Below are 17,232 nucleotides of genomic sequence, written 5' to 3'. Positions count from 1 at the left end.
CCGCGCCGCGCGGGCGGCGCGGGGCACAGCGGTCCCGGTACGGCGGGCCGGGGCGGTCCCCTCCGCGGGTGCGGCGGGCGAACGGACCGGCGGGACGGCCGGAGGGCGCGCAACGAATCGCCGCCGGACCCGCGGCGGACGCAACGATCCGCTCACGGACGCGCAACGGCTCCTCCTTGTCCGGCCGAGACGGCCGGCCGTACCGTCTACCTGGCCCCCGAAACCCCCGCGTACCGGTGAGGAACACGCATGCGCACCGCCCTGCTCCAGAACTCCGGCCGACCCGGCTCGACCGTCGAGAACCTCAAGGTCCTCGACGAGGCCGCGGGCCGGGCCGCCGCCGCGGGCGCCGCGCTGCTGGCCGCGCCGGAGATGTTCCTGACCGGGTACGCGATCGGCGACGACATCGCCCGGCTGGCCGAGCCGGCCGACGGCGACTGCGCCGACGCGATCGCCGAGATCGCCTCCCGGCACGGCCTCGCCGTCGCCTACGGCTATCCGGAGCGCGCCGGCGAGGCGGTGTACAACGCGGCGCAGCTGATCTCCGCCGACGGCACCCGCCTCGCCAACTACCGCAAGACCCACCTCTTCGGCTGCTTCGAGCGCGACCACTTCGCCCCGGGCGGGCAGCCGGTCGTCCAGGCCGAGCTGGACGGCCTGACCGTCGGCCTGATGATCTGCTACGACGTGGAGTTCCCGGAGAACGTCCGGGCCCACGCCCTGGCCGGCACCGACCTGCTGGTGGTGCCGACGGCGCAGATGCACCCGTTCCAGTTCGTCGCCGAGTCGCTCGTGCCGGTGCGGGCCTTCGAGAACCAGATGTACGTCGCGTACGTCAACCGGGTCGGACGGGAGGGCGAGTTCGAGTTCGTCGGGCTGTCCACCCTCGCCGGGCCCGACGGCCTCGCCCGCACCCGCGCCGGCCGGGCCGAGGAACTCGTCCTCGCCGACGTCGACCCGGCGTTCCTCGCCGCCTCCCGCGAGGCCAACCCGTACCTGACGGACCGGCGTCCCGGCCTCTACGGGTCCCTCGTCTGAACCTCCCGGGCCCCTCGCCCGGATCCCCAGCTCTTCCCGCAGACGTTTCGCGCAAGGAGTCCGCACCCCATGACGTCCACGGTGCCCAACGCCGTCGAGCACGCAGACGAGCAGCAGCCGCCGATCACCATGTTCGGCCCGGACTTCCCGTACGCGTACGACGACTTCCTGGCCCACCCGGCGGGTCTGGGGCAGATACCCGCGACCGAGCACGGCACCGAGGTCGCGGTCATCGGCGGCGGCCTGTCCGGCATCGTCGCCGCGTACGAGCTGATGAAGATGGGCCTCAAGCCCGTCGTGTACGAGGCCGACCGGATCGGCGGCCGGCTGCGCACGGTCGGCTTCGAGGGCTGCGACCCGTCGCTGACCGCCGAGATGGGCGCGATGCGCTTCCCGCCGTCCTCCACGGCCCTGCAGCACTACATCGACCTGGTCGGCCTGGAGACCAGGCCCTTCCCCAACCCCCTCGCCGAATGCACCCCCTCGACGGTCGTCGACCTCAAGGGCGAGACGCACTACGCGAAGACGCTCGACGACCTGCCGCAGGTCTACCGGGACGTGGCGGACGCCTGGAACCGGTGCCTGGAGGAGGGCGCCGACTTCTCCGACATGAACCGCGCCATACGGGAGCGGAACGTCGAGCGCATCCGTGAGATCTGGTCGAGGCTGGTCGAGAAGCTCGACAACCAGACCTTCTACGGCTTCCTGTGCGAGTCGGAGGCGTTCAGGTCCTTCCGGCACCGCGAGATCTTCGGCCAGGTCGGCTTCGGCACCGGCGGCTGGGACACCGACTTCCCCAACTCCATCCTGGAGATCCTGCGGGTCGTCTACACCGAGGCCGACGACCACCACCGCGGCATCGTCGGCGGCTCCCAGCAGCTGCCGCTGCGCCTGTGGGAGCGCGAGCCGGAGAAGATCGTGCACTGGCCGTACGGCACCTCGCTGAAGTCGCTGCACGTGGACGGCGAGCCCCGCCCGGCGGTGACCCGGCTGCACCGCACCGCGGGCAACCGGATCACCGTCACCGACGCGAACGGCGACATCCGCACCTACCGGGCGGCGATCTTCACCGCCCAGTCCTGGATGCTGCTGTCGAAGATCCAGTGCGACGACTCGCTCTTCCCGATCGACCACTGGACGGCGATCGAGCGCACCCACTACATGGAGTCCTCCAAGCTCTTCGTGCCCGTCGACCGTCCGTTCTGGCTGGACGAGGCCGTCGACGACGAGGGGAACCCGACCGGGCGGGACGTCATGTCGATGACGCTCACCGACCGCATGACCCGCGGCACCTACCTGCTGGACGACGGCCCCGACAAGCCCGCGGTCATCTGCTTGTCCTACACCTGGTGCGACGACAGCCTGAAGTGGCTGCCGCTGTCCGCGAACGAGCGGATGGAGGTCATGCTGAAGTCGCTCGGCGAGATCTACCCGAAGGTCGACATCCGCAAGCACATCATCGGCAACCCGGTGACGGTCTCCTGGGAGAACGAGCCCTACTTCATGGGCGCGTTCAAGGCCAACCTGCCCGGCCACTACCGCTACCAGCGGCGCCTGTTCACGCACTTCATGCAGGACCGGCTGCCCGCGGACAAGCGGGGCATCTTCCTCGCCGGCGACGACATCTCCTGGACGGCCGGCTGGGCCGAGGGCGCCGTGCAGACCGCGCTGAACGCGGTCTGGGGCGTCATGCACCACTTCGGCGGCGAGACCGACCCGGCCAATCCGGGCCCCGGCGACGTGTACGACGAGATCGCGCCCGTCGAACTGCCGGAGGACTAGACCCCGGCCCTCCCGTGCACCCCGGCGGCGGACCGGGGCAGGGGCGTGAGCAGCATGCGCCCCGCGAAGCCCACCGCCGTGTCCAGCCGTTCGGCGAACTCCTGGGCGATGCCGGGCAGCCCGCGCAGCGCCCACAGCGCCCGGGCCGCCGTCCACGCGGCGTCCCGGGCCCGCTCCAGGCTCCACGCGCCGAGCAGATGCGTGAGCGGGTCGGCGATCTGCAGCAGGTCGGGGCCCGGCATCAGATCCTCGCGGACGCGCTCCTCCAGCGCGACGAGGAGATCGCCCACCTCGTCGAACTCGTCCTCCAGATCGGCGGGTTCGCAGCCGAGCGTACGGCAGGCGTCCACGACGGCGAGCGCGAGGTCGTGCCCGATGTGCGCGTTGACGCCCGCCAGCGCGAACTGCAGCGGCCGCACGCCGGGATGGCGGCGGAGCTGGAACAGGGGCCGCCAGCAGGCCGGCGGACGCCGCTCACCGGCCGCCGCGTCCACGGCGGCCAAATAGCGCTCCGCGAACCGTACGTCCAGCGTGGCCGCGGCCCGCGGGTCCGGGAACCCCCCGGTGTCGATGCGCCGGTCGACCGCCTCGGTGACGGCCAGGTAGACCCGGTTGAAGACCGCGACGCCGTCCCCGGCGGGCAGAGCCGCGTCGAGGGCGCGCATGCGCGAGAGGACCCCGTCGACGGCGGTGGTGACTTGTTCACAGTGCGCCATGGGGGCAGGGTGGCAGCTTCGGGCCGGCCCGGGCGGCGGCGGGCCGACGCTTCCCCGGAACGGGGGAACGCGCCCGCCGCGCGGGGGGCGGAACGTACATGTCAGGCCGACGTGTCCGGCGGCCGGCCGGGCGCGGGGCCGGGCGCGGGCGCGCCGTCCGGCGCGCCGCCATGGCCGTGGCGGCCTCGGCGGACCGGAGGGCCGGGGCGCCGACGCCCGACACCGGCGCGGCCCGGATCGACGCCTGCCTGTGGGGGAAGCGGCCGGGGGAGCCGGACGGCGGCAGGGGGCTCCGGTCACGTCCGCGCCGTCGTACGCCTACGACTTGGCGCGCTGAGCGGTCTCGTCGTAGGAGCTGGTGCCCTCGTCCAGCAGCGGCTGCTGCGTCTTGAGGTGGGCGGGCGCGAAGGCGCGCAGCGCGTGGTAGCCGGTGATGACGACCAGGGTGCCCAGCGCGATGCCGCTCAGTTCGAAGGTGTCGGTGAACTTCATGCTGACGTTGCCGACGCCGATGATGATGCCCGCCGCGGCCGGGACCAGGTTGAGCGGATTGCGCAGGTCCACCTTGGCGTTGATCCAGATCTGCGCGCCGAGCAGGCCGATCATGCCGTACAGGATGACGGTGATGCCGCCGAGGACACCGCCCGGGATCGCCGCGACGACCGCGCCGAACTTCGGGCACAGGCCGAACAGCAGGGCGAAGGCGGCGGCGGTCCAGTAGGCGGCGGTCGAGTAGACCCGGGTCGCGGCCATCACGCCGATGTTCTCGGAGTATGTCGTGGTGGGCGGGCCGCCGACCGCGGTGGACAGCACCGAGCCGACGCCGTCGGCGGAGATCGCCGTGCCGAGCTTGTCGTCGAGGGGATCGCCGGTCATCTCGCCGACCGCCTTGACGTGCCCGGCGTTCTCGGCGACCAGCGCGATCACGACCGGCAGCGCGACCAGGATCGCCGACCACTCGAAGGACGGGCCGTGCAGGTCCGGCAGGCCGATCCAGTCCGCCCGGCCGACGGCGGAGAAGTCCAGCCGCCAGTGGTCGGTGACCTTGCCGCTCGCGTCCACCGAGTGGATCCGGCCGAGGATCCGGTCGAAGGCCCAGGAGACGCCGTACCCGAAGACCAGCCCCAGGAAGATCGCGATGCGCGACCAGAAACCGCGCAGGCAGACCACGGCCAGCCCGGTGAACAGCATCACCAGCAGGGCCGTCCACTGGTCCTGCGGCCAGTACGTGGAGGCGGTCACCGGGGCGAGGTTGAAGCCGATCAGCATGACGACCGCGCCGGTCACGATCGGCGGCATCGCCGCGTGGATGATCCGCGCCCCGAACCGCTGCACGGCCAGCCCGACCAGGAACAGGGCGACGCCGACGACGAGGACCGCGCCGGTCACCGTCGCGCTCGTCCCGCCCTGCGCGCGGATCACCGCGGCGACACCGACGAAGGACAGCGAGCAGCCCAGGTAACTGGGCACCCGCCCGCGGGTGGCGAGCAGGAAGACCGCGGTCGCGACGCCCGACATCATGATCGCGAGGTTGGGGTCCAGGCCCATCAGCACCGGGGCCACGAAGGACGCCCCGAACATGGCCACGACGTGCTGGGCGCCGAGGCCGAAGGTACGGGGCCAGGAGAGCCGCTCGTCGGGGCGGACCACCGCGCCGGGCGCCGGAGTGCGTCCGTCACCGTGCAGTTTCCAGCGGACGCCGAGATCCATGTCAGGTGTCGCTTTCGTCGTGCGTGCAGCTTGTCCACACCATTGTCGGGGGTGGCCGGGCGTGCTTCGCACATCTGAGCGGGCGCTGGGGGCGGGGCGTCCGCGCGGCGGTGCACCCGGCATGCGTCCCGCGAGGACCGGGAGCGCCCCCCGTGACCGTCGAAGTCCCGCCCGCCGCCGCCCAGTCCTGCGGCCGGCCGGTCCCCGGCGCCGTCCACGGCACCCGGGGCGCCTGGTCCGGCCGGACGCCGGGAGGCCGCGGAGCGAGGAGTTCAGGGCCGCGGGCCGGGCACCGCCGCGTCCGGGCTGCCGGCCTTCGGCCGGTCGTGGTCGCTGCCGCGCAGCACGCCCGCGAAGACCGCCAGGCCGCACGCCAGGAACGTCACCAGGCCGAACGACACCACCAGGCTGGTCGCCTGCGCCAGCCCGCCGATCGCGCTCGGGGCGACCAGGCCCGAGGTGTACGTGATGGTCGCCACGCCCGCGATGGCCTGGCTGGGGTTGGGCCCGCTGCGGCCGGCCGCGGCGAAGCACAGCGGGACGACGACGGCGATGCCGAGCCCCATCAGCGCGAACCCGGCCATCGCCACCGCCGGATGGCCCGCGGCCACGACGAGCAGTCCGCCCAGGGCGGCCAGGACGCCGCTGACCCGGACCGTGCGCACCGAGCCGAAGCGGTCCACCACCTTGTCGCCCGCGATCCGGGCCACGGCCATGGTGAGGGTGAAGCCGGTCGTGCACGCCGCCGCCAGACCGGCGGAGGTCTCCAGGCGGTCCTCCAGGTAGACCGCCGACCAGTCCAGGCTGGCGCCCTCCGCGAACACCGCGCAGAACCCGACCGCGCCGATCAGCAGCGCCGACCGGGGCGGCAGCGCGAACCGGGGCGGCGGCTCCTCGTCCTCGGCGGGCTGGAGGTCGAGCACCCACGTACAGGCCGTCAGGCCCAGCAGCGTCAGCACCGCGGCGGCCAGGAGGTGGTGCAGCCGGGCGTCCGCGCCCAGGTGGGCGGCGAGGGTGCCGGCCGCGGAGCCGACCAGGGCGCCGACGCTCCACATGCCGTGCAGGCCGGACATGATCGACCGGCCGAGGCGGTTCTCGACCTCCACGCCGAGCGCGTTCATCGCCACGTCGGCCATGCCGGCCGTCGCCCCGTACGTGAACAGGGCCAGGCACAGGGTGAGCAGGTCGGGGGCGAGGGAGGGCAGGACCAGGGCGAGCGTCCACAGCGCCATCAGTCCGCGCAGGGCGGTCCGGGCGCCGAAGCGGTGGCTGATGCCGCCCGCGAGCGGCATCGCGACGGAGGCGCCGAGCGCCGGGAAGGCGAGCGCCAGGCCCAGCTGGCCCGCGCTGACGCCGGCGTGGTCCTGGATCCACGGCACGCGGGTCGCGAACGAGCCGGTGACGGCGCCGTGCACGGCGAAGACGGCGGCCACCGCGTACCGGGCCCGCCGCACCTCGCGTTGCCCGTAGACCACTGCACTCATTCTCGGGTTCCTCCCGGATCCACACTCCTCTGTGCCCGGCGTAAACTATCAGGAACCCTGCCTGATAAATAGAGGGCCGCCGGTCGCGGGACCGCCGACGGTGCGGGGCGCCGCCCCGGGGACCGTCGCGCACCGGCGGTCCCGCCCTCCGGGGCCGCCGGCGCTCACCCCCGCGCGGCCCCGTCCATCTGGGAGGATCCCGGCATGCCCGCATCCCCGAGCACCGCCCGGGCCATCAACGACCGGCTCGCCCTGCGTCTGCTCCAGCAGGAGGGCCCGTTGACGGCAGGACAGCTGAAGCAGCTGACCGGCCTGTCCCGGCCGACCGTCGCCGACCTCGTCGAACGCCTCACCGCCTCCGGTCTGATCGCGGTGGTGGGGGAGTCGGGCGAGCAGCGCCGCGGGCCCAACGCCAGGCTGTACGGGATCGTCGCCGACCGGGCCCATCTGGCCGCGCTGGACGTGCGGACCGAGGGCGTCTCCGTGATCGTGTCCGATCTGCTCGGCCGGGTGCTCGCGGAGGCGTCCGCGCCGATCGGCGGCGACGCGGGGACGGGACCCGCCGTGGAGCAGGCGGTGGCGCTGGTCGAACGCACCGCCAAGGAGGCCGGCGCCGACCGGCTGCACACCGTCGGCATCGGGGCGCCCGGACTGATCGACCCGGCCGGCGGCGAGCTGCGCGACTCCACGGGCCTGCCCGCGTGGCACCGGCGGCTGGTGGCCGTGCTGCAGGAGCGGTTCCCCGACGCCCGGGTCAGCGTCGAGAACGAGACCAACCTCGCCGCCCTCGCCGAACAGCGCGACGGGGCCGCCCGGGACCGGGACACCTTCGTGCTGCTGTGGCTGGGCCTCGGCGTCGGCGCCGCCGTCGTCCTCGACGGCGCCCTGCGGCGCGGGGCCTCCGGGGGCGCGGGCGAGATCGGCTTCCTGCCGGTACCGGGGACGGCGGGGCTGCCGTCGGCCACCGACTGCGACGGCGGCTTCCACTCGCTCGTCGGTGCGCAAGCGGTCGCCGGCCTCGCGGCCCGGCACGGGGTGGCGGCCCCCGTCCCCCCGCACGAACCGCACGCCGCGGCGCTGGTGCGGACGGCGGTCGAGCGCTCCGGCACGGACGCCGCCGCCGCGCGTTTCCTCGACGCCCTCGCCGGCCGGGTCGCGCTCGGCGCCGCCGCCGCCGTCGCCGTGCTGGACCCCGGCTGCCTGGTGCTGGCCGGCGAGATCGGCCGCGCGGGCGGCGACGCGTTCGCCGCCCGCGTGCAGGACCGTCTCGCCCGGATGTCGCCCCTGGTCACCGAGGTGCGGTCCAGCACTCTGGGCGGGGGCGCGGTACTGCGCGGAGCGCTGCTGACGGCGCGGGACCGGGCGCAGGACGAGCTGTTCGCGCCGACGGGGCGGTAGCCGGGGGCGCCCCGGCGCACCGCCGCGGCCCCGGGCGGCGGCGTCCCCGCGGGCGGATCCGGCCCCGCCCGCGGCCGCCCGCGCCTGCTCACCCCCGCCGCACCGCCAGGTACTCCTCGAACGTGGTCCTGCCGACGGCCCGCTCCGGCGCCAGGTGCCCGCCCGCCCGGAACCCGCGGTACGCCTTCCCCGCCAGCGGCACGCCCACCACCGCCCGGCGCCGCCCCGTCGCCCGCAGGAACGCGCGGGCCAGCGAGTCGAGCGTGCGCACCTCGGGACCGGCCAGGTCCCCGACCCGCCCCGCCGGCGCGCCCACGGCCAGCTCGGCGAGCCGGTCCGCGACCTCGGCCGCCGCGACCGGCTGGTCGCTCACCCCGGCCGGCACCAGCATGACCGGCGGTGCGGCCAGCGTCCGGAACAGCCGTGCCAGCAGCTCGTGGAACTGCGTCGCCCGCAGCACCGTCCAGCCCAGCCCCGACTGCTCGACCAGCCGTTCCACGGCCAGCTTGCTCCGGTAGTAGCCGAGCGGCACCCGGTCGACGCCGACGATCGAGACGTGGACCAGATGCCGCACCCCGGCCCGCCGCGCCGCCGCGATCAGATGCCCGGCCGCCTGCTCGTCACCGCCGCGCGGCGAGCTCGCGCAGTGCACGACCGTGTCCACGCCCGCGACGGCCGCGTCCAGCCCGCTGCCGCCCTCGCGCAGATCGACGGCGTACGGCGGGGTGTGCCGGCTGAGCACCCGCACCTCGTGCCCGGCCGCCCGCAGCCGCTCGGTGACGAGCCGGCCGAGCGTTCCGGTGCCGCCGGTCACCAGGATCGTGGTCATCGCTGTTCGGTCCCTTCCACGTGCCGGGCGCTCCCGGGCGGAGCGCCCCTCGCCCACCGAGACCGAACAGACGCCGCGGGATGTGACAGATCCGCGCGCGGGGCGGCTGACGGCTCACGCACCGCAGCCTGTCCGGATCCCGCGCGGACCGCATCCCGGGGACCGGCCCGTCCCGCGGCACGGCGCCGCCCTCCCCGCCGCCCCGGAGGCGGGGCGGCACCCGGGGACGGCGCGGCAGGGGGTTGGAGGCCCGGCGGCGGGCAAGGGCCGTCGTCACCGCCGCCGGGCCGGTCCGTGTGCGGCCGGATCCCGGACGTCCGCGCCCAGCCGGACCTTAAAAGGACTAGACCATTACGTCAATAGGTGCGGCCCGCGCCGAGGCGGCCCCGCGCCGAGGCGGCCCCGCGGGCGGCGGCCGAGGCGGGCGCGGCGGACATGGCCCGGACGGAAGCCTTCCGGCCCCGTCTGTGAGGCACCCCACAGTCGTCACCCGTCTGGACCCCGGCCGGGCGTGGCACACTGGCCCTGTACCTACAGCAGCGCACTCCGGGGTCGGTGAAAGTCCGAACCGGCGGTTACAGTCCGCGACCCGGTCGCCTCCAGCGGCCGGTTGACCAGGTGAAATTCCTGGACCGACGGTTAAAGTCCGGATGGGAGGCAGTGCGCGGCGGGCGGGCCTGCGTGCGCGCCGCCGAAGTGGTCCGTCCCAGGGGCGGACTCCCTCCGGCGTCGCCCCCGGTGCTTTCCGCCCGTGTCCTCTGCCGTCGTCGGCAGCCCCGGAGTCCGTGCCCGAAGAGGCAGGAGGACCCGGGAAGTGTTCACCGGAATCGTCGAAGAGCTGGGCGAGGTCACCGCCGTCGAGAACCTCGGCGACGCCTGTCGCTTCCGGCTGCGCGGCCCCGTCGTCACCCAGGGCGCGAAGCACGGCGACTCCATCGCCGTCAACGGCGTCTGCCTCACCGTCGTGGACCACGAGGGCGACGAGTTCACCGCCGACGTGATGGCCGAGACCCTGAACCGCTCCAGCCTGGGCGCCCTCGCCGTCGGCTCCCGCGTCAACCTCGAACGCCCCACCGCCGTGGGCGCGCGCCTCGGCGGGCACATCGTGCAGGGCCACGTCGACGGCACCGGCGAGATCCTGGAGCGCACGCCGTCCGAGCACTGGGAGATCGTGCGGATCTCCCTCCCCGCGGACCTCGCGCGCTACGTCGTCGAGAAGGGCTCCGTCACCGTCGACGGCATCAGCCTCACCGTCGTCGAGGCCGGACCCGACCACTTCACCGTCAGCCTCATCCCCACCACCCTCGCCCTGACCACGCTCGGCCTGAAGCAGCCCGGCGACCCGGTCAACCTGGAGGTGGACGTCATCGCCAAGTACGTGGAGCGGCTGCTGACGACCGGTCAGGGGGCGGCCCGGTGAACTGGCTCAACCACGAGGCGTTCGCCCTCTTCGGCCAGCACATCCTCTGGTCCGACATGGTCGGCAACATCTTCGGCCTGCTCGCCCTCGCCCTCGGCTGGCGGCGCTCCCTGTGGACCTGGCCCGTGCAGTTCCTGGCCGGCCTCGTCCTCTTCGGCGCCTTCTTCGGCCACCTGACCGGCAGCGCCGGCAAGCAGGTCGTCGTCATGGCCGTCGCGCTGTACGGCTGGTGGCAGTGGAACCGCGGCAGGGGCCGGGCCGGCGACGGCCACATCTCCGTACGGTTCGCCACCTGGCGCGAGCGCGCGGCCATGGCCGCCGCCGCGGCGGCGGGCACGGTCGCCGTCGCCCTGCTCTTCACGGCCTACCCCGCCCTGTCCTGGGACCCCTGGCCCGACGCCTACATCTTCGTCGGCACCGTCGTCGCCATGTACGCCCAGGCCCGCGGCATGGTCGAGTTCTGGTTCGCCTGGCTGCTCGTCGACCTGGTCGGCGTGCCCCTCAACTTCGCCAACGGCTACGCCTTCTCCGGCTTCGTCTACGTCATCTACGGCGCGCTCGTCCTGTGGGGCCTGCGCGACTGGTGGCTGCGCTCCCGCAAGGCCGCGCGGCCCGTCCCGGAAGGAGCGCCCGCATGAGCACGGCCCCCGCCCTGTACGGCACCGACGGCATCGAGGACTTCGTGCTCGACCCCGTCGAGCAGGCCGTCGCCGACATCGCCGCCGGCCGCCCCGTCGTGGTCGTCGACGACGAGGACCGGGAGAACGAGGGCGACCTCGTCATCGCCGCCGAGAAGGCGACCGAGGAGATCGTCGCCTTCATGATGAGCGAGTGCCGCGGCCTGATCTGCGCCCCCATGGAGGGCGGGGAACTCGACCGGCTGCGGCTGCCGCAGATGGTCGAGGACAACACCGAGTCCATGCGGACCGCGTTCACCGTCTCCGTGGACGCCTCCCCCGCCCACGGGGTGACCACCGGCATCTCCGCCGCCGACCGCGCCACCACCCTCCGGCTCCTGGCGAGCGGCGCCGCCGAGCCCTCCGACCTGGTCCGCCCCGGCCACGTCTTCCCGCTGCGCGCCCGGCCCGGCGGGGTGCTGACGCGCAACGGCCACACCGAGGCCGCCGTCGACCTCGCCCGCCTCGCCGGGCTGCGCCCGGCCGGCGCGATCGTGGAGATCGCCGGCGAGGACGGCCGGATGCTGCGCCTGCCCGAGCTGATCCCCTTCGCCCGCAAGCACGGCCTGACGATCATCTCCATCGAGGACCTGATCGCCTACCGCCGCAGCGCCGAGCCCACCGTCCGCCGCGAGGCCGAGGTGCACCTGCCCACCGCCCACGGCACCTTCACGGCGTACGGCTACCGCTCCACCGTCGACGGCGTCGAGCACGTCGCCCTCGTGCACGGCGAGCTCGGCGACGGCGAGGACGTCCTGGTCCGCGTCCACTCCGAGTGCCTCACCGGCGACGTCTTCGGCTCCCAGCGCTGCGACTGCGGACCCCAGCTGGACGCCTCCCTGGCCCGTATCCAGGCCGAGGGCCGGGGCGTGGTGGTCTACCTGCGCGGCCACGAGGGCCGCGGCATCGGCCTGATGTCCAAGCTGCGGGCCTACGAGCTCCAGGAGCGCGGCCGGGACACCCTCGACGCCAACCTGGAACTCGGCCTGCCCGCCGACGCCCGCGACTACGGCGCCGGCGCGCAGATGCTCCGCGACCTCGGCGTGCGCAGCGTGCGCCTGATGACCAACAACCCCGACAAGTCCGAGGCGCTTCTGCGCCACGGCATCGGGGTCACCGGCCGCGAGCCGATGCCCGTACAGGCGGGCGAACACAACCTCCGGTACCTGCGCACCAAGCGGGACCGGATGGGCCACGACCTGCCCTGGCTGGACCCGTCCCCGGTGTCCACCTGCGGCAACCAGTAACAGCGACACCGAGGAGAGACGTGAGCGGCAAGGGTGCACCGGAACTGTCCGTCCGCAATGTGGGCGACCTCAGGGTCGCCGTCGTCGCGGCCCAGTGGCACGAGAAGGTGATGGACGGTCTGGTGGACGGCGCCCTGCGCGCCCTGCGCGAACTGGGCATCGACGAGCCGACCCTGCTGCGGGTCCCCGGCAGCTTCGAACTGCCGGTGGTCGCCAAGGTCCTCGCCGGCCGCGGCTACGACGCGATCGTCGCCCTCGGCGTCGTCATCCGCGGCGGCACCCCCCACTTCGACTATGTGTGCCAGGGCGTGACGCAGGGCCTCGTCCAGGTCTGTGTCGACACCGGCGTCCCCGTCGGCTTCGGCGTGCTGACCTGCGACACCGAGGAACAGGCCCTCGACCGGGCGGGCCTGCCCGGCTCCAGCGAGGACAAGGGGCACGAGGCGGTGACGGCGGCGGTGGCGACCGCGGCGACCCTGCGCTCGGTATCCGAACCCTGGCGCTAGGGAGTGCCGCGCACCGCGTAGGGTGGGACCACCATGTCCAAGAAGACGTTCGAGGAGCTCTTCACCGAGCTCCAGCACAAGGCCGCCCACGGCGACCCCGCCACCTCCCGCACCGCCGAACTGGTGGGCAAGGGCGTCCATGCCATCGGCAAGAAGGTCGTCGAGGAGGCCGCCGAGGTCTGGATGGCCGCCGAGTACGAGGGCAAGGAAGCGGCCGCCGAGGAGATCTCGCAGCTGCTGTACCACGTCCAGGTGATGATGGTCGCCCGCGGCATCACCCTCGACGACGTCTACGCCCACCTGTAGAACCAGCTTTCGGAACCACACCCCTCCACGCAAAGGAAGCCGACCTCATGCTGCGCATCGCCGTCCCCAACAAGGGTTCACTGTCCGGCCCTGCGGCGGAGATGCTGCATGAGGCCGGCTACCAGCAGCGCCGCGAGTCCAAGGAACTGCGCATCGTCGACCCGGAGAACGAGGTGGAGTTCTTCTACCTCCGCCCCCGCGACATCGCGATCTACGTCTCCTCCGGCCGCCTCGACATCGGCATCACCGGCCGCGACCTGCTGGTCGACTCCGGCGCCGACGCCGAGGAGATCCTCCCCCTCGGCTTCGCCCGCTCCACCTTCCGCTACGCCACCAAGCCGGGCACGGCGAACGGCGTCGAGGACCTGACCGGCATGACGGTCGCCACCTCCTACGAGGGCATCGTCGCCAAGCACCTCGCCGACCACGGCATCGACGCCTCCGTCGTCCACCTCGACGGCGCCGTCGAGACCGCCATCGAACTCGGCGTCGCCGAGGTCATCGCCGACGTCGTCGAGACCGGCACCTCGCTGCGCAACGCGGGCCTGGAGGTCATCGGCGAGCCGATCATGAAGTCCGAGGCCGTCGTGATCCGCCGCACCGGCGCGGACGGCGAGGAGACCACCGAGTCGAAGGTGCAGCAGTTCCTGCGCCGCCTCCAGGGCGTCCTGGTGGCCCGGACGTACGTGATGATGGACTACGACTGCCGCGTCGAGCAGCTGGAGAAGGCCGTCGCCCTCACCCCGGGCCTGGAGTCCCCCACCGTCTCCCCGCTGCACAACGAGGGCTGGGTCGCCGTCCGGGCGATGGTCCCGGCCAAGGAGGCCCAGCGGATCATGGACGACCTGTACGAGATCGGCGCCCGGGCCATCCTGACCACGGCCATCCACGCCTGCCGTCTCTGAGGGACGCCCACAGCCACGGCCTGAGAGACACCGATGTCCGATCTGCCCACCCTGCCCGTCACCTTCCGGCCCGGCCGCACCCGCGCGGTCCTGCTCGGCGCCGCGATCGCCATATTCGTGGTCATCACGACGGTGGCGATGCTGCTGAAGGGGCTCAGCCCGGCGGAGCGGCTCAGCTTCGTCGTCACGGCGCTCCTGCTGGACGGCGTGCTGCTCGTGCTGGCCCGGCCGAAGGTCGTCGCCGACGACTCCGGCGTCACCGTCGTCAACCTCGCTTCCCGGCGCCGCCTGGAATGGGCCGAGATCGTCCGGGTGAATCTCCGGCCCGGCGACCCCTGGGTCTTCCTCGACCTCAGCGACGGCACCAGCCTGCCCGCGCTCGGCATCCAGCCGGGCATCGCCAAGCAGCGGGCCATCGCCGACGCCCGGGCCCTGCGCGCGCTCGCCGAGGCCCGCGCCACGGCGGACCCCGGGCCGCACCGGGGCTGACGGGAAGCCGCGGCAGGCCCCCCGGGACCGTCCCGGGAGCCCTTTCGGGGCCGTCCGCCCTGCCGCAGCCGGCCCTGTCTTGATTAATCTGTTGGCGGAGGCGCGGACGTCGCGCCTCCGCCCCTGTCGTTCCGCCCGGAACACAGGGGTTCCTGCTACCCGAGGAGTGACTCCCTCCGGCGATGGACGGATCGTCCTGTAGTACCTGCGCCGCCCCCTGCCGACATAGCGCGGACCGTGTCCGCGAGCGTGTTCGGGCGGCGGCATCATGACCACCCCCCTGCTGCTCCTGGCAGCCGCGTTCCTGCTGATCCTCGCCAACGGCTTCTTCGTCGCGGCCGAGTTCGGCCTCGTGACCGTCGAGGCCACGGACGCCGAGAAGGCCGCCGCGGAGGGCGACCGACGGGCCCGCCGGGTCGTCGAGTCGCTCAAGGAGCTGTCCTTCCAGCTCTCCGGCACCCAGCTCGGCATCACCATCACCTCCCTGGTCGTCGGCATGCTCGCCGAACCGGCCCTCGCCGACCTGCTCGGCGGCCCGTTCACCGCCGTCGGCGTCCCCGAGGGCGCGGTGCACGGCGTGGCCGTGATCGTCGGCATGCTGCTGGCCTCGGCCGTGCAGATGGTGATCGGCGAACTCGTGCCGAAGAACTGGGCGGTGTCCCGGCCGATGCAGGTCGCGCGCTTCGTCGCCGGCCCGCAGCACCTCTTCGCCCGCCTGTTCCGCCCGGTGATCGCCGGGCTGAACGCGGTCGCCAACCGCCTCGTACGGGCTCTGGGCGTGGAACCCACCGAGGAGCTGGCCTCCGCCCGCACCCCCGGCGAACTCGTCTCCCTGGCCCGGCACTCCGCCCAGGCCGGCGCCCTGGAACAGGACACCGCGGACCTCTTCGTGCGGACCCTGTCGCTGGGCGAGCTCACCGCGCAGCACGTCATGACGCCGCGCGTGAAGGTGAGCGCGCTGCAGTCGTCCGCGACCGCCGAGGACGTGGTCAACCTGACCCGCGCCACCGGCCTGTCCCGCTTCCCGGTCTACCGGGAGAGGATCGACGAGGTCGTCGGCATGGTCCACCTCAAGGACGCCCTCGCGGTGCCCGCGCAGGACCGGCTGCGCACCCCCGTCGGCCGCATCGCCCGGCCCGCGCTGCTCGTCCCCGAGACCCTGCCGGTACGGCCGCTGCTCACCCGCCTGCGCAGCGAGCAGCCCATCGCCGTCGTCGTCGACGAGTACGGCGGCACGGCCGGCGTCGTCACCCTGGAGGACATCGTCGAGGAGATCGTCGGCGAGGTCCGCGACGAGCACGACGGCCAGGACCTGCCCGAACTCGCCCCCGCCCCGCCGGAGGACGGCCGTCCCGCCTGGGACGCCGACGGCGGCTGCCGCGTCGACATCCTGCGGCGCATCGGCCTCGACGTGCCCGAGGGGCCGTACGAGACCGTCGCCGGCCTGGTCGCCGACCTGCTCGGCCGGATCCCGGCCGTCGGCGACCGGGCGGAGCTGCCCGGCTGGCGGCTGTCCGTACGCCGGGTGGGGCACTACCGCGCCGAGCGGGTACGGCTGGTGCGGACGGCCCCGGCGGTACTCGCCGAGGAGGCCGCGGACGACCTGGAGGCGGCCCGATGAGCGTGCTCCAACTGCTGTTCGCCGCGCTGCTCGTGCTCGCCAACGGCTTCTTCGTCGGCGCCGAGTTCGCGCTGGTCTCGGTGCGCCGCAGCCAGATCGAACCGCTCGGCACCGCCCGGGCCCGCCAGGTGCTGTACGGCCTGGAGCGGCTGCCCCAGATGATGGCCGCGGCCCAGTTCGGCATCACGGTCTGCTCGCTGACCCTGGGCGCGGTCGCCGAGCCGACGGTCGCCCGGCTGCTGGAGCCGGTCTTCGTGTGGATCCACCTGCCGCACGGCATGATCCACCCGCTCGGGTACGTCATCGCGCTGGCCGCCGTGGTCTTCTTCCACCTCGTGATCGGCGAGATGGTCCCGAAGAACCTGGCGATGGCCGCGCCGGAGAAGGCCGCGCTGTGGCTCAGCCCCGGCCTGGTCGCCTTCGCCCGGCTGTGCCGGCCGGTCACCGTGGCACTCGGCGCCGTCGCCCAGGGCGTCCTGCGGCTGTTCCGCGTCGAACCGAAGGACGAGGTCGAGGCGGTCTTCACCAGCGAGCAGCTCAACCGGCTGGTGGAGGACTCCGGCCAGGCCGGCCTCCTCGACCCGGAGGAGCAGGAGCGCCTGGAGGACGCCCTGGAGCTGGGTTCCCGCCCGGTCACCGACGTGCTGCTGAAGCGCGAGTCGCTGGTGACGGTCCCGCCGTCGGTCACCCCGGGGCAGATCGTCGACCTCACCGCCCGCACCGGGTACTCCCGCTTCCCGGTCGCCGCGGACAACGGCGCCTTCATGGGATACCTGCACGTGAAGGACGTGCTCGACCTGGAGGAGTCCGACCGGGCCGTGCCGCAGCGGCTGTGGCGGCCCATGACGACGCTGCGGCCGAAGCTGCCGCTGGACGACGCCCTGACGGTGATGCGGCGCGCGGCGACGCACCTGGCGCAGGTCGCCGACGCGTCCGGGCGGGTGCTCGGTCTGGTCGCGCTGGAGGACGTGCTGGAGCTGCTGGTCGGCGAGGTGCGGGACCCGGCGCACCGGGAGGTCCCGGAGGTGAGGGTGACCGAGCCGCGGGCGAGCGGTGAGCCGGAGCAGGCCCTGGCGGGCTGACGCCGGCCGCGGGACCCGCCGG

General features: G+C 73.8%; 16 protein-coding genes and 1 riboswitch. Of the genes, 12 read left to right on the top strand and 4 right to left on the bottom strand.

The features are described from left to right. Positions 1-249: 249 nt before the first annotated feature. Together ABD363_RS24845 and ABD363_RS24840 are read left to right on the top strand one after the other, a co-directional pair. On the top strand, positions 250-1,038 hold the full coding sequence (locus tag ABD363_RS24845; protein WP_344607295.1) for a carbon-nitrogen hydrolase family protein: 789 nt from the start codon (positions 250-252) through the stop codon (positions 1,036-1,038). A gap of 69 nt (positions 1,039-1,107) precedes the next feature. Beyond that, positions 1,108-2,820, top strand: coding sequence for a flavin monoamine oxidase family protein (locus ABD363_RS24840; protein WP_344607293.1), 1,713 nt, complete (start codon positions 1,108-1,110; stop codon positions 2,818-2,820). Here the strand turns inward: ABD363_RS24840 and ABD363_RS24835 are convergent. The 3 genes from ABD363_RS24835 to ABD363_RS24825 all read right to left on the bottom strand — a co-directional run bounded on the left by ABD363_RS24835 (position 2,817) and on the right by ABD363_RS24825 (position 6,730). Further along, positions 2,817-3,536, bottom strand: a complete 720-nt coding sequence (locus tag ABD363_RS24835; RefSeq protein WP_344607291.1) for a DUF5995 family protein — start codon at positions 3,534-3,536, stop codon at positions 2,817-2,819. The two genes, ABD363_RS24840 and ABD363_RS24835, sit on opposite strands and share 4 nt — an antisense overlap. Positions 3,537-3,854: 318 nt before the next feature. Next, positions 3,855-5,246 carry a uracil-xanthine permease family protein gene (locus ABD363_RS24830; protein WP_344607289.1) on the bottom strand — a complete coding sequence of 464 codons (1,392 nt, stop codon included), beginning with the start codon at positions 5,244-5,246 and terminating at the stop codon, positions 3,855-3,857. Positions 5,247-5,518: 272 nt separating this feature from the next. After that, positions 5,519-6,730, bottom strand: coding sequence for an MFS transporter (locus ABD363_RS24825; RefSeq protein ID WP_344607287.1), 1,212 nt, complete (start codon positions 6,728-6,730; stop codon positions 5,519-5,521). 204 nt (positions 6,731-6,934) lie between these two features. Here ABD363_RS24825 and ABD363_RS24820 point away from each other — a divergent pair, with 204 nt between their 5' ends. Then, positions 6,935-8,128, top strand: a complete 1,194-nt coding sequence (locus tag ABD363_RS24820; protein WP_344607285.1) for an ROK family transcriptional regulator — start codon at positions 6,935-6,937, stop codon at positions 8,126-8,128. A gap of 88 nt (positions 8,129-8,216) precedes the next feature. Here ABD363_RS24820 and ABD363_RS24815 read toward each other — a convergent pair whose 3' ends face one another. After that, positions 8,217-8,957 (bottom strand): SDR family oxidoreductase, encoded by a 741-nt coding sequence (locus tag ABD363_RS24815; RefSeq protein ID WP_344607283.1) that lies wholly within the window; start codon positions 8,955-8,957, stop codon positions 8,217-8,219. A gap of 537 nt (positions 8,958-9,494) precedes the next feature. Beyond that, positions 9,495-9,625: riboswitch (FMN riboswitch) on the top strand. A 146-nt stretch (positions 9,626-9,771) separates the two neighbouring features. Between ABD363_RS24815 and ABD363_RS24810 the strand changes: the two genes are divergently transcribed. From ABD363_RS24810 to ABD363_RS24770, 9 genes are all read left to right on the top strand, one after another. Beyond that, complete coding sequence (locus tag ABD363_RS24810; protein WP_344607281.1) at positions 9,772-10,377, top strand: riboflavin synthase; 606 nt, start codon at positions 9,772-9,774, stop codon at positions 10,375-10,377. Then, positions 10,374-11,015 carry a nicotinamide mononucleotide transporter family protein gene (locus ABD363_RS24805; RefSeq protein WP_344607279.1) on the top strand — a complete coding sequence of 214 codons (642 nt, stop codon included), beginning with the start codon at positions 10,374-10,376 and terminating at the stop codon, positions 11,013-11,015. The genes ABD363_RS24810 and ABD363_RS24805 overlap by 4 nt, the downstream gene beginning before the upstream one ends. Next, positions 11,012-12,301, top strand: a complete 1,290-nt coding sequence (locus ABD363_RS24800; protein ID WP_344607277.1) for a bifunctional 3,4-dihydroxy-2-butanone-4-phosphate synthase/GTP cyclohydrolase II — start codon at positions 11,012-11,014, stop codon at positions 12,299-12,301. The genes ABD363_RS24805 and ABD363_RS24800 overlap by 4 nt, the downstream gene beginning before the upstream one ends. A gap of 20 nt (positions 12,302-12,321) precedes the next feature. Beyond that, positions 12,322-12,807, top strand: coding sequence for a 6,7-dimethyl-8-ribityllumazine synthase (gene ribH / locus ABD363_RS24795; RefSeq protein WP_344607275.1), 486 nt, complete (start codon positions 12,322-12,324; stop codon positions 12,805-12,807). Positions 12,808-12,840: 33 nt separating this feature from the next. After that, complete coding sequence (locus tag ABD363_RS24790) at positions 12,841-13,113, top strand: phosphoribosyl-ATP diphosphatase (protein ID WP_190059787.1); 273 nt, start codon at positions 12,841-12,843, stop codon at positions 13,111-13,113. A gap of 47 nt (positions 13,114-13,160) precedes the next feature. Next, positions 13,161-14,018 (top strand): ATP phosphoribosyltransferase, encoded by an 858-nt coding sequence (gene hisG / locus ABD363_RS24785; protein ID WP_344607272.1) that lies wholly within the window; start codon positions 13,161-13,163, stop codon positions 14,016-14,018. Positions 14,019-14,051: 33 nt separating this feature from the next. Then, a complete protein-coding gene (locus ABD363_RS24780) occupies positions 14,052-14,507 on the top strand; it encodes a PH domain-containing protein (RefSeq protein ID WP_344607270.1) in 456 nt (151 codons plus the stop codon). A gap of 268 nt (positions 14,508-14,775) precedes the next feature. Next, positions 14,776-16,128, top strand: coding sequence for a hemolysin family protein (locus ABD363_RS24775; RefSeq protein WP_344607268.1), 1,353 nt, complete (start codon positions 14,776-14,778; stop codon positions 16,126-16,128). Then, complete coding sequence (locus ABD363_RS24770; protein ID WP_344607266.1) at positions 16,125-17,210, top strand: hemolysin family protein; 1,086 nt, start codon at positions 16,125-16,127, stop codon at positions 17,208-17,210. Before ABD363_RS24775 ends, ABD363_RS24770 begins: the two co-directional genes overlap by 4 nt. The last annotated feature ends 22 nt before the right edge of the window (positions 17,211-17,232 follow it).

The sequence above is a fragment of the Streptomyces glaucus genome (assembly GCF_039533365.1).
Classification (GTDB): domain Bacteria; phylum Actinomycetota; class Actinomycetes; order Streptomycetales; family Streptomycetaceae; genus Streptomyces; species Streptomyces glaucus.
Note: the sequence above shows the minus strand (reverse complement) of the source record. Positions and strands in the feature narration are given on the sequence as shown.